Origin of the sequence: Microbacterium faecale, from assembly GCF_014640975.1 — a bacterium.
Classification (GTDB): Bacteria; Actinomycetota; Actinomycetes; order Actinomycetales; family Microbacteriaceae; genus Microbacterium; species Microbacterium faecale.
This window is the reverse complement of record NZ_BMHO01000001.1, coordinates 2,527,021-2,539,878: the sequence shown is the minus strand read 5'-3', so window position 1 is coordinate 2,539,878 and position 12,858 is coordinate 2,527,021. Positions and strand designations below refer to the sequence as shown.

The following is a 12,858-nucleotide window of genomic DNA, read 5'->3' as shown; positions in this document are numbered from 1 at the left end:
CGTGAAGGGACGACCTCCGCTGCGAGGCCTGGCGGCCGGCATCGTCATCGCGATTCTCGCGATCACGGTGCTGGCCGCCGACCAGTTGAGCAAGCAATACGCGCTGGCTCATCTCACGGAGGGCGAGCCGGTGCCCGTCATCGGCGACGCTCTGCAGTGGCTGCTCGTGTTCAACCCGGGCGCTGCCTTCTCGATGGGAGAGGGCGTCACGTGGGTCTTCACGATCGCGCTCGCCCTCGTTGCGGCCGCCATCGTGTTCCTCGCGATCACACGCGTGCGCTCCCGCCTCTGGACGGTCGTACTGGGCCTGCTGCTGGGTGGAGTGCTCGGTAACCTCACCGACCGGCTGCTGCGCGACCCCGGTTTCGCCGAGGGACACGTCGTCGACTTCATCCTCACGCCGTGGATGTGGTTCTGGACGACGCCGGCGATCTACAACGTGGCCGACATCTTCATCGTCGGCGGAATGATATCGGTGGCCCTGCTCGTCGTCACCGGACTCAACTTCGACGGTACCCGCGGTGAGCGGCCCGCGGAGGATGCTGCTGCCGGCGCAGGCGCAGATGCCGGCGCCGACGCAGATGCCGGCTCAGGCGCAGACGCCGACGATCGCAATGACGGCCGTCTCGAGGAGTCTGACGACGAATCTGAGACGAGGGGCGATGACGACCCGTCAGGCGCTGCGGCCGACGGAACGTCGTCGCCGGAGGGAACGGAAGCGGCCCTCGACGCGACGAAGAGCCTGAGCGACGAGGCGGGGGAGCGGGAGACGCGTTCCGGTGCCTGAGTCGCGCCGCCTGCCGGTTCCCGATGGCCTCGACGGAGCCCGTGTCGACGCCGCACTCGCCAAGATGCTCGGCTTCTCGCGCACGTTCGCGGCCGAGGTCGCGGCAGCCGGTGGCGTGCGCATCGACGGCGCCGCCGCAGGGAAGTCTGACCGCGTGATGGCCGGATCCGTGATCGACGTCGAATGGGCGCCGAAGGCCGAACCGACGGTGGTCGCCGCCGAGGTGCCCGGCTTCGGGATCGTCTACGAGGACGCGCACTTCGTCGTCGTCGACAAGCCTGTGGGCGTCGCGGCGCATCCGTCGCCGGGCTGGGACGGCCCGACCGTGCCCGGCGCACTGCTCGCGAGCGGAATCGAGCTGTCCACGAGTGGCGCGGCGGAGCGCCAGGGCATCGTCCACCGGTTGGACGTCGGCACGAGCGGCCTCATGGTCGTGGCGAAGAGCGAGCACGCCTACACGGTGCTCAAGCGGGCGTTCAAAGAGCGCACCGTCGACAAGATCTACCATGCGGTTGCGCAGGGGCACCCGGATCCGTTCTCGGGCACGATCGACGCGCCCATCGGCCGCCATCCGAGCCACTCCTGGAAGTTCGCCGTCACGTCCGACGGCAAGGACTCCGTGACGCACTACGAGACGATCGAGGCGTTTCCCCGCGCGACGCTCATCGAGGTGCACCTCGAGACGGGCCGCACCCACCAGATCCGCGTGCACATGGCCGCCCACCGGCACCCGCTCGTCGGGGACCCGCTGTACGGGGCCGACCCGACGCTCGCCGAGCGTCTCGGCCTCACGCGCCAGTGGCTGCACGCGCACCGGCTCGCGTTCGATCACCCGGCCACGGGGGAGCGCGTCGAGTTCACGTCGCCGTATCCGGACGACCTGCAGCACGCCTACGAGTTGCTGGAAGACGGTCTCTTCTGAGGCACTGAAGGTGCTGACGGCTCGCTCGAGCGCACGAGATGTGCGTTGCGCTGACGGATCAGACGCCGCATGTACGGCAGCAGGATCATCGCCTCGGTCGACCGGGGCAGGATGGGCGACGCGAGGTGGACGATGTCCACCATCTCGGTGTGGCCCTGGCGCCACGTGAACTCGTGTTCATGGCGGAAGCTCTGGAACGGACCGGTCGTCTGTTCGTCGACGAAACGCCGGTAGGGATCGAGCTCGGTAATGCGGCTGGTCATCTCGAACCAGAGGCCGAAGTGGCGTGCCCGCCACGTCACCGTCTCATCAAGCCCGTTCAGCCCGGAGACGACGCCAGCGACGGCGCGTTCCGACGAGCGCCGCATCGACGCGAGGTGCACATCGATGCTCAGCGAGTTCGTCCACACGGCTTCGAGGGGTGCATCGATGACGGTGCGTTCGATGAAGGTCCGTGTCATGAGCCGTGCCCGTTGATGACGACGCCGGTGACAGAGACGGGCCGATGCATGACAGCAGTCTAGATCTCTGGCTGTTGGGCAGCGTCCCGGCGCAGTGCGCGGCCCGGGCTGCGAGAGCGACGCGCAGAGGCCGAGAGACGCAGACCCCGAGCGACGCGCGCCGAGAGACCATGGGGCGCGCGATGACGGCGCCGGCATTCGTGATGACGTGCCTGGACGTGTGCTAACCGGTGGGAATCGGCAGTTGCAGTGGGGGAGTCTCGTGGCGGGAGCGTTGTCGGACCCGTTCTCGCTCGGTGCGCTGGTTTCGCACGGCGCGGAAGATCCCGCGTGGGTCGATCCAGCCTGGCGCCTTCACGTACGGCGTGCCGCCGCGCATCTGAATCTGCCACCCGGACCTTTCGAGCCTGTGATGGTGGGCCCAGCACAACAGCACGCCATTGTCGGTGTGGGTGGGGCCGCTCTGCGCATATTCGGTGACGTGGTGGACCTCGCACCAGGCGGCGGGGATAGAGCAGCCCGGAATGATGCACCCGCCGTCTCGTATGCCGATGGCGCGTCGCTGATGGGCGTTGAAGAGGCGGTCAGGCGCACCGAGACGGACGATGCGTCCGTTTCGATCGAAGACGACTTTCTGCACGGCTCCCGTGCACGCGATGCGATGCGCGAGCGAGGAGGGAACCGGCGCCTGCGTGCGGTCGATGATGGCGGTGCCGCCGTCGAGGTCCCCGACCGCCGTGCTGATCTGCAGAGTCGGGGCGGCGCCACCGAGCGACGGAGTGTCCGTCGCGGCCGCCGCCGCCTGGATGATCGAGACGAGCACATCGTGACGCTTTTGCGGCGCCGTGCGCGGGTCGTGGACCTGTTCGTCGTCGGTCCACGCGGCGCTGGCGGGGGCGTCCTCAGGTGACGTGCGAAAGCGAGTGGTGGACCCGTTGTGGGCGTCGAAGAGCAGCTGAAGGCCGGCGGCGGCCTCGGGGACGAGATTGCCGGCGACAGGGACCAATCCGTCACGCGTCCGACCGAGGTTGAGGCCGCGGAAGCGCTCGGCGTACTCCGCGTCTGGTTCGATGCCGTCGCGCGCGAGAAAGGTGGACCAGGTGTCGACGATGACGCGGAACTCGTCGAACGTTTCCGGCAGCACGCCATCGGCGGGAACTTCGGCCGCGTCGTCCGCGGGCGCTCCGTCGATGCCGGTTGTGACGGCGCGGATGATCTCCTGTTCGGCGATCGTCGTCTCCTCGGGGGAGGTGTGGCCACGATGCCGGAGGCGGGTGAACTCATCGGTCAGGTAACAGGCCGCGTCCATGCTGAGCTTTCCCGCGCGGAAGGCGTCTGACACTTCAGGGAAGCGGGCGGGCTGAATGTGCCCGGTCAGTGTGGTGTGCGTTCGGGTGTGACGGTCGAGGCGCACGCGTTGCCGCAGCGTCTTCACGGACGCCCGCGTCGTCCTCTCGAGCAGCTCGACGGCGTTGCCGCAGCCGTATCTCGAAGACAGTCGATCGTCATCGGTGGGCCCCACCAGCTCTTGACCCGATCGAACATCGACCTCGCCGGCGATCCGCGTTCGTAACGCGTCGACGTGGCGGCCGAGCGCTTCGGCGCCCCGAGCGAGTGCGACCAGATCCTCGTCCGTCACCATCGCGACGCGGTCGGCCACCTCACGCAGCATGGCCGCGGCGGTGGCGACGCGCGTCCGCTCCACGTGCGACGGGTGGACGAGGGTGAACATGATTCATATGGTAGAACAAAGGTACGAATACAACAAGAGAAGTCGGGAATTAAGTCGAACAAAGATTCGGATCATGAGCGGCGCGAGCCGATTCCTGCACAAGTCTCGCGGCGGATCGATAGATGCTCAGACACGCCGCCTCCCGCGTCGGGGGTCGAATCTAGACTGGCCTCATGGCATCCGACTCCTTCGTGCATCTTCATGTCCACAGTGAGTACTCGATGTTGGATGGGGCGGCGAAACTCGTCGACATGACGAAGGCCGCAGCCGAGATGAAGATGCCTGCGATCGCCGTGACCGACCACGGCAACAACTACGCGTCGTTCGAGTTCTACAACGCCGCGAAGGCACAGGGCGTGAAGCCGATCATCGGCCTTGAGGCCTACGTGACGCCGGGCACGCACCGGTCCGACCGCACGCGCGTGGCGTGGGGCACGTCGGAGCAGAAGCGTGATGACGTCTCGGGGTCTGGTGCCTATACGCACATGACGATGTGGGCCGAGAACACGGCGGGGATGCACAATCTGTTCCGACTCAGCTCGCGCGCGAGCATGGAGGGCTACTACTTCAAGCCCCGCATGGACCGCGAGCTGCTGCAGACGTACTCGAAGGGTCTCATCGCGACGACAGGGTGCCCCTCGGGCGAGATCCAGACGCGGCTCCGTCTCGGGCAGTACGACGCCGCGCGGGAGGCCGCCGCGGAGTTCCAGGACATCTTCGGCAAGGACAACTACTTCTGCGAGCTCATGGATCACGGGCTCGACATCGAGCGACGCGTCCGTGAAGATCTGCTGAAGATCTCGAAGGATCTGCAGATTCCGCTCGTGGCCACGAACGACTCTCATTACACGCACCAGCACGACGCGCATGCGCACGAGGCGCTGCTCTGCGTGCAGTCCGGGTCGACGATGGACGATCCGAACCGCTTCAAGTTCAACGGCGACGGGTACTACATCAAGACGGCGGCCGAGATGCGCGACCTGTTCCGCGATCTGCCAGAGGCGTGTGACAACACGCTGCTGATCGCCGAGCGGTGCGAGGTCGAGTTCGACACCGACGTGAACTACATGCCGCGATTCCCCGTACCGGAGGGCGAGACCGAGGAGAGCTGGTTCGTCAAGGAAGTCGAGAAGGGGCTGCACTACCGGTACCCGAACGGCATCTCCGACGAGGTGCGCGAGCGAGCCGAGTACGAAATGGGCATCATCGCGCAGATGAAGTTCCCGGGCTACTTCCTCGTCGTCGCCGACTTCATCAACTGGTCCAAGGACAACGGGATCCGCGTGGGCCCGGGACGAGGATCGGGTGCGGGGTCGATGGTCGCGTACGCGATGCGCATCACCGACCTCGACCCCATCGAGCACGGCCTCATCTTCGAGCGCTTCCTCAACCCGGATCGCGTCTCAATGCCCGACTTCGACGTCGACTTCGATGATCGGCGCCGTGCCGAGGTGATCGACTACGTCACCGAGAAGTACGGCGACGAGCGCGTCGCGATGATCGTCACGTACGGCACCATCAAGTCGAAGCAGGCGCTGAAGGATGCGTCCCGCGTGCTCGGCTTCCCCTTCAGCATGGGAGAGCGCCTCACGAAGGCGATGCCGCCGCCCGTCATGGCGAAGGACATGCCGCTCGACGGCATGTTCGATCGCGACCACCCGCGCTATAAGGAAGCCAGCGAGTTCCGCTCGCTGCTCGAGACGGATCCCGAGGCGCGCACGGTCTACGACCGCGCGGTCGGGCTCGAGGGACTCAAGCGGCAGTGGGGCGTCCACGCGGCGGGCGTCATCATGTCGTCCGATCCGCTCATCGACATCATCCCGCTCATGAAGCGTGACCAGGACGGCCAGATCGTCACGCAGTTCGATTACCCGGCGTGTGAGTCGCTCGGCCTGATCAAGATGGACTTCTTGGGCCTGAGGAACCTCACGATCATCTCGGATGCTCTCGACAACATTCGGACCAACCGCGGTGAGGAGCTCGATCTCGAGACGCTCGAGCTCGGTGACCGCAAGGCGTACGAACTCCTCGCGCGTGGTGACACGCTCGGAGTCTTCCAGCTCGACGGTGGACCGATGCGCTCGCTGTTGCGCCTCATGAAGCCTGACAATTTCGAGGACATCTCGGCCGTCATCGCGCTCTACCGTCCCGGCCCGATGGGTGCGAACTCGCATACGAACTACGCGCTGCGAAAGAACGGCGAACAGAAGATCACGCCGATCCACCCGGAGCTCGAGGAGCCGCTCGCCGACATCCTCGACACCACCTACGGCCTGATCATCTACCAGGAGCAGGTGATGGCGATCGCGCAGCGGGTGGCGGGGTTCAGTCTCGGACAGGCCGACATCCTGCGCCGTGCGATGGGCAAGAAGAAGAAGTCCGAACTCGACAAGCAGTACGTCGGCTTCGCGGGAGGTATGACGGAGAACGGATTCTCTCAGGGCGCGATCACGGCGCTGTGGGAGATCCTTCTGCCTTTCTCGGACTACGCGTTCAACAAGGCGCACTCGGCGGCGTACGGCATGGTGTCGTATTGGACGGCCTATCTCAAGGCGCACTACCCGGCCGAGTACATGGCGGCCCTGCTCACGAGCGTCGGCGACTCGCGCGACAAGCTCGCGATGTACCTCAACGAATGCCGGCGCATGGGGATCCGCGTGCTGCCGCCCGATGTCAGCGAGTCGATCGAGTTCTTCGCGGCCGTCGGCGACGACATCCGCTTCGGGCTCGGCGCGATCCGCAACGTCGGCCAGAGTGTCGTCGAGGGGATCGTCGAGGCGCGACAGGAGGGTCCGTACACGGGTTTCCACGAATTCCTGAAGCGTGTTCCCGCGCACGTGACCAACAAACGCACGGTCGAGTCGCTCGCCAAGGCGGGCGCCTTCGACACGATGGGATCCACGCGGCGTGCACTCGTAGAGATCCACGAGCAGGCCGTCGAGCAGGCGGTCGGGGACAAGCGCAAGGCCGCCAACGGCGAGGTCGGCTTCGATTTCGACAGTCTGTGGGACCAGCCCGACGAGGTCCAGAAGGTCCCGGACCGCCCGGAATGGACGAAGAAGGACAAGCTGGCGTTTGAACGCGACATGCTGGGGCTCTACGTGTCCGATCACCCGCTCGCGGGACTCGAGGTTCCGCTCGCGAAGCACCGTTCGATGACCATCCGGGATCTCGTGAGTTCGGAAGAGCTCGACGACGGAGACCAGGTCACCATCGCCGGACTCGTGACCACCGCGCAGCACCGCGTCGCGAAGTCGAGTGGCAATCCCTACGGCATGATCACGATCGAAGACTTCGACGGCGAGGTCACCGTGATGTTCATGGGCAAGACCTACACGGAGTTTCAGCCGATCCTGACGCAGGACGCGATTCTGGTCGTGCGAGGGCGCGTTTCGCGCCGAGACGACGGGCTCAATCTGCACGCTCAGTCAGCATTCGCACCGGACCTCGGATCCGCCGACGACACGGGCCTGATCACGCTGCTGATGCCGGAGCAGCGCGCGACCGAGCGCGTCGTCAGCGATCTTGCGGACGTCCTGAAGCGGCATCGCGGCGACACCGAACTGCGCTTGAAGATGCATCGCGGTCGCACGGCCAAGGTCTTCGAGGTGCCGATGCCGGTGAACGTGTCCGCAGAACTGTTCGGCGACCTCAAGGCGCTCCTCGGGCCGCAGTGCCTCGGGTGATGCGGCCTTCAGGGGTGCCGAATGCGCCTACCGCCACATCGCCGTACGATCGTGTGGTGCGAGACATGATGAGGGAGAGGAACCCACAGTGAGCGATCAGAACGCGCGCGGCGCCGCAGGGTACGCGCAGGCTCCGTACGGAGGCGCCGACACGACGGCCGCGCCGCACCGCTTCATCGACCAGGCGTCGTCCGTCTCCGGCGGCGACGAGCGCGGCATCGAACCGCAGGCCGGTCTCGGGCCGTACACGCTGCGCGAGTGGATTGTGATCTTCCTCGGGCTGTCGCTCACCGTGCTGTCCTTCTTCTCAGCGTTTACGCTCGACGTGATCAGCGGTTACACGCCCGTCTGGGCCGTCGGCATCACGTGGCTCGGAGCAGCGTTCCTCCCGCTCGCGGCGGTCCTCCTCATCGGACTTCGACGATTCGTGCCCCGTCTGCAGAACCTCGGGGCGTTGAGCATCGACCAGTTCGCATCGGTCGCATTCGCCGTCGCGGCATTCACCTGGCTGAACCTCGCTCTGATCGTGCTCCAGATCTCCGCGGCGATCGACGACCTGTACCAGCAGTTGGGCGCGGCGTCCGATGCCGTGGACGGGGTGTACGACCTTGCGCAGTCGCCGCTGCGCGTCGGAGTCATCGTGTGGATCGCTCTTGTCGTTGCGCTCGCCGGCGTGTTCTTCACGGTCTTCGCGCGGTTCGTCCCGCCCTTCTCTGCCGATTTCGTCGGCCGCGAGCAGAAGCCGGCACACCCCACGGCGCGTCCGGCGCGCCCGTTGGCGAAGCGTGCGCGGCCGGTCGCGTCGACGACTGCGCCGGCGTGGCCGGCCGCCGCGCACGACGCATCCCAGCCCGCGTACGGCCCGTCGGGGATGGTGCCGTCTTCCGCGCCGGCCCCTGACAGCTCGGCTCCACCCGTGCCACGACCCGACGGCACGGCGTTCGGACAGCCCGCGCCGTACGGCCAGTACGCTCCGTCGTCGTACGGGCAGGAGACGGCGCCCCCGTACGCGCAGGATGCGCCGGCCCCGTACGCGCAGAACGCTCCGGCTCCGTACGCTCAGGATGCGCCAGCCTCGTACGCGCAGGACGCTGCGGCTCCGTACACGCAGGACGCTCGGGGTCCGTACGCGCAGGACGCTCCGGCGTCCGACGGATCGAACGTGCCGCCGACGTCCGGTGCGCCGGCGCCGACCGACCAGCCTCCCGCCGCGGAGATCGCCGACGCGACGCCTCCGGTGGACACGACGGCCGGCGATGCCACCCCGACCTCCCCCTCCGGATCCGCGCAGGTGGCCGAGACGCCTGAGGTCGCGGCCTCCGCCGCCGAGTTCGTGGCTCCGGCTGCTGCCCCGGTCGACGCGGACACGCCGTCCCCGGACGCCACGGAAGCTGCAGGCTCCTCCGAAGCGGTTCCGACGCCTGACGCCGGAACGGTCGCGGACGACACGCCCGCCCCCGATACTGACCCGGAGCCTGACGAGATCCCGGTCGTCCTCGACGCGGGGGCATCCGACGAGGCTTCAGCCGTCACCGACGTCGCGGAACCCGACCCGGCGCCCGTGGCCGCGTCGCCGAGCGTGACCGATCCCGGCGCGCAGGCCGCACCGCAGGCCGCGGCGACGTCGCAGCCCTTCTGGGCGCTGGCGCCGGTCGAGCGCGATGTGCACGACTTCGACGGCAATCCGATCTACCGGGTCGGGCCGACGGCGTGGGCTCTGGTCCTCGAGGACCGCGGCAGCTACTTCGTGATGCGACATGACGACGGACGAATCGGTTACCTCCACGACACGTCCGGCATCACCCGCGGCTGACGCGCCTGGCGCGTTCGCCGTCACGAAAGGAACATCATGCGCACGATCGACCTCCGAGGTCGGGCGCTGAGCCCGTCAGAGCTGCTCTCTGCCGTGCCACGCGCCAGCGCCGCACGTGCGGCGGCGCTCGACACCGCGCGGGAGCTCGTCGCGGCCGTGCGACGCGACGGGGAAGACGCCCTGCGCGATCAGGCGACCCGGTTCGATCGTGTCGAGGGACACGCGCTCCGTGTGCCGCAGGCGCACATCGATGAGGCCCTGTCGGGACTCGACGGCGACGTGCGGGCCGCCCTCGACGAGGCGATCGCTCGTGTGCGCGCCGGATCCGCGGCACAGGTCCCGGAGCCGCGCGACACCGAGATCGAGCCGGGTGCGCACGTGCGGCAGCGGTGGCAGCCGGTCGCGCGCGCCGGCGTGTACGTGCCCGGCGGCAAGGCGGTGTACCCGTCGAGCGTCATCATGAATGTGGTCCCGGCTCAGGTCGCGGGAGTGCGTAGCATCGCCCTCGCCTCGCCGCCGCAGCGCGATGCAGCGGGGCGCGTGCACCCGACCATCCTCGCCGTCGCCGGCCTCCTCGGCATCAACGAGGTGTATGCGATCGGTGGCGCCGGCGCGATCGGCGCCCTTGCCTACGGTGTTGAATCGCTCGGCCTCGCCCCTGTGGACGTCGTCACCGGCCCCGGCAACAACTTCGTCGCATCCGCCAAGAGGGTCGTCGCCGGCGACGTCGGCACCGACGCGGAGGCAGGTGCCACCGAGATTCTCATCGCGGCCGATGAGACGGCCGACGCCGCTCTCGTGGCCGCCGACCTCGTCAGTCAGGCCGAGCACGACGAGCAGGCCGCCGCCGTGCTCGTGACGACGTCTCCGGAGCTCGCCTCCGCCGTCGAGAGTGCGCTGAGCGAGATCGCGGTCGCGACGCGGCACGCGGAACGTGTCGCGGCCGCGCTCGCGGGTCCCCAATCGGCGATCGTGCTCGTCGACGACGTTGCGGCAATGGAATCGTTCAGCAACGCGTACGGTCCCGAGCACCTCGAGCTCCACGTCGCAGATGCGCGCGTCGCGGCCGATCGCTACACGAACGCTGGCGCGATCTTCGTGGGGCCCGCCACGCCGGTGAGTCTGGGTGACTACATGGCGGGCAGCAATCACGTGCTGCCGACCGGGGGACAGTCCCGGTACGCCTCGGGACTCGGCGCGTATACCTTCCTCCGCCCGCAGCAGGTCATCGAGTACGACGCGGCCGCGCTCGCGGCGGTCGCGGATCGCATCGTCGCGCTCGCGGAGGCGGAGGCGCTGCCTGCGCACGGCGACGCGGTCAGGGCCCGACAGCGCTGAGCAGAGAGGACACGCAGTCGGCCATGTAAAGTCGTGTCGTCATGCATTGCCCATTCTGCCGCCACCCCGACTCCCGCGTGATCGATTCGCGCACGAGCGACGACGGTCTGTCGATCAGACGTCGTCGCCAGTGTCCCGAGTGCGGTGGTCGCTTCTCCACGGTCGAGACTGCGAGCCTCAGCGTCGTCAAGCGCTCCGGTGCGGTCGAGCCGTTCTCTCGTGACAAGGTCGTCAGCGGAGTCCGGAAGGCATGCCAGGGACGACCCGTGACCGACGATGACCTCGCGCTGCTCGCGCAGAAGGTCGAAGAGGCGCTGCGCCAGTCGGGACAGAGCACCCTCGAGGCCAACGACATCGGTCTCGCGATTCTCGAGCCGCTCCGCGAGCTCGACGAGATCGCGTATCTCCGATTCGCGAGCGTGTACCGCGCATTCGAATCGCTCGGGGATTTCGAAGAGGCCGTTGCCGAGCTGCGTGCCGGACGCGGCGAGCCCAACGCGACCGAGGGATGAGCCGCATGCTCTACGACCTGCTGTTCCGTGGCGTGCTCAAGCGCCTGGACACGGAAACCGCGCACCACCTCGGCATGGCCGCCATCCGCGTGATGGGGGCCGCTCCGCTCCGCCCGATCGTGCGACGGTTCACGCAGCCGGATCCCTCGCTCCGTGTCGACGCCTTAGGCGTCACGTTCCCCACCCCGTTCGGCATCGCGGCGGGCTTCGACAAGAACGCCGTGGGCGTCCGCGGGCTGGAGGCGCTCGGGTTCGGACACGTCGAGATCGGCACGGTCACCGCGATCCCACAACCGGGTAATCCGTCACCGAGATTGTTCCGCCTCGTCGCCGATCGCGGCCTCCTCAACCGCATGGGCTTCAACAATCGCGGCGCGGCCGCCGCGGCACGACGCCTCGCGCGCCTGCGGCGCGGGGGAGCGGTCGTCGGTGCGAACATCGGCAAGAGCCGTGTCGTCGATGTCGATTCCGCGCTCGATGACTACGTGCGCAGCGCGCGCATGCTCGCGCCGGTCGCCGACTACGTCGCCGTCAACGTCTCGTCGCCGAACACTCCCGGTCTGCGCGGACTGCAGGCCGTCGAAACGCTGCGCCCATTGCTCGAAGCCGTGCGCGCGGCGTGCGGTGCCACGCCGTTGCTCGTGAAGATCGCGCCCGACCTGCCCGACGACGAGGTCATCGCGATCTCGCGGCTCGCGGCCGACCTGCGTCTCGACGGCCTCATCGCGACGAACACGACGATCTCCCGCGACCGGCTCACGACGGATTCCCGGGAGGTGGAGGCGATGGGTTCCGGCGGTGTCTCGGGGCCGCCCGTCGCCGAGCGCTCACTCGAAGTCCTGTCGATTGTTCGCGAGACCGTGCCGGATCCGTCTTTCTGCGTGATCTCGGTCGGCGGCGTCGAAACAGCCGATCAGGTGCGCGAGCGTCTCGAATACGGCGCGACGCTCGTCCAGGGATACACGGGATTCATCTATCGGGGCCCGTTCTGGGCGCGACGCATCAATCGCGCGCTCGTGCGCCGCTGACGGCGCGTCGGCTCAGAGGCTCGGGTACTCGCCGCGGCGCACCTGCGGCTTTGGGATGCGCATGAAACGCATCTGAATCGAGCGCATCGCGGCGTACCAGCCGAGGCCCTTTTCTCGGCGGTCGCCCCACTTGTCGGCCGCCTTCTTCTTCACGCGGCGCGCGAGGAACACCATCTCGACGATCGCGAGAATGATGAATCCCCACAGGCCGATGAACGACCAGAACTGCATGAACGGCAGCGGGATGAGCGAGAGCAGGATGACGAGCACCATGGCCGGCATCACGAACTCGGCGAGGTGCCAGCCGGCGTCGGTCCAGTCGCGCGCGAAGCGGCGCTGGGGTCCCTTGTCGCGGGGGCCGAGAAAGCGCTCCTCGCCGTTCTGCATTCCGACGCGGGCGCGCTCCTGCCGTTCGCGCATCTCCGAGCGAGCGGCCTTCTTCGCTTCCTTCGTCGTCGCGACGAGGGGGCGCACGCGCTTCGCCTGCTGCTCGGCGCGCGTCGGCGTCGGGCGTCCCTTGCCCACGGGCTTCTGCTCGGGGGTCGCCGCGTCGTCAGCGGGGTGTGCATTCTTGGCCAT

General features: G+C 67.8%; 10 protein-coding genes. 7 read left to right on the top strand and 3 right to left on the bottom strand.

The window, feature by feature from the left end; all coding sequences use genetic code 11:
- Position 1: 1 nt before the first annotated feature.
- Together lspA and IEW87_RS12145 are read left to right on the top strand one after the other, a co-directional pair.
- On the top strand, positions 2-787 hold the full coding sequence (gene lspA / locus IEW87_RS12150; protein WP_188712450.1) for a signal peptidase II: 786 nt from the start codon (positions 2-4) through the stop codon (positions 785-787).
- The gene (locus IEW87_RS12145) at positions 780-1,709 is read left to right on the top strand and encodes an RluA family pseudouridine synthase (protein ID WP_229731135.1); all 930 of its coding nucleotides are present in this window, start codon (positions 780-782) and stop codon (positions 1,707-1,709) included. The genes lspA and IEW87_RS12145 overlap by 8 nt, the downstream gene beginning before the upstream one ends.
- Here the strand turns inward: IEW87_RS12145 and IEW87_RS12140 are convergent.
- Together IEW87_RS12140 and IEW87_RS12135 are read right to left on the bottom strand one after the other, a co-directional pair.
- Positions 1,679-2,170, bottom strand: coding sequence for an SRPBCC family protein (locus tag IEW87_RS12140; RefSeq protein WP_188712449.1), 492 nt, complete (start codon positions 2,168-2,170; stop codon positions 1,679-1,681). The genes IEW87_RS12145 and IEW87_RS12140 overlap by 31 nt on opposite strands.
- Positions 2,171-2,393: 223 nt before the next feature.
- The gene (locus IEW87_RS12135; protein WP_188712448.1) at positions 2,394-3,902 is read right to left on the bottom strand and encodes an HNH endonuclease signature motif containing protein; all 1,509 of its coding nucleotides are present in this window, start codon (positions 3,900-3,902) and stop codon (positions 2,394-2,396) included.
- 173 nt (positions 3,903-4,075) lie between these two features.
- Between IEW87_RS12135 and dnaE the strand changes: the two genes are divergently transcribed.
- From dnaE to IEW87_RS12110, 5 genes are all read left to right on the top strand, one after another.
- On the top strand, positions 4,076-7,588 hold the full coding sequence (gene dnaE, locus IEW87_RS12130; RefSeq protein ID WP_188712447.1) for a DNA polymerase III subunit alpha: 3,513 nt from the start codon (positions 4,076-4,078) through the stop codon (positions 7,586-7,588).
- An 88-nt stretch (positions 7,589-7,676) separates the two neighbouring features.
- Positions 7,677-9,401, top strand: coding sequence for a hypothetical protein (locus IEW87_RS15075; RefSeq protein ID WP_229731134.1), 1,725 nt, complete (start codon positions 7,677-7,679; stop codon positions 9,399-9,401).
- A gap of 33 nt (positions 9,402-9,434) precedes the next feature.
- On the top strand, positions 9,435-10,739 hold the full coding sequence (gene hisD, locus IEW87_RS12120) for a histidinol dehydrogenase (RefSeq protein ID WP_373285132.1): 1,305 nt from the start codon (positions 9,435-9,437) through the stop codon (positions 10,737-10,739).
- A gap of 41 nt (positions 10,740-10,780) precedes the next feature.
- Positions 10,781-11,251: a transcriptional regulator NrdR gene (gene nrdR / locus IEW87_RS12115; protein WP_188712445.1), complete on the top strand. Its 471-nt coding sequence runs from the start codon at positions 10,781-10,783 to the stop codon at positions 11,249-11,251.
- Entirely contained in the window at positions 11,248-12,279 is a 1,032-nt protein-coding gene (locus tag IEW87_RS12110) for a quinone-dependent dihydroorotate dehydrogenase (protein WP_188712444.1), read from the top strand. Before nrdR ends, IEW87_RS12110 begins: the two co-directional genes overlap by 4 nt.
- A gap of 12 nt (positions 12,280-12,291) precedes the next feature.
- Here the strand turns inward: IEW87_RS12110 and IEW87_RS12105 are convergent, their stop codons facing one another.
- Complete coding sequence (locus tag IEW87_RS12105) at positions 12,292-12,858, bottom strand: DUF3043 domain-containing protein (protein ID WP_188712443.1); 567 nt, start codon at positions 12,856-12,858, stop codon at positions 12,292-12,294.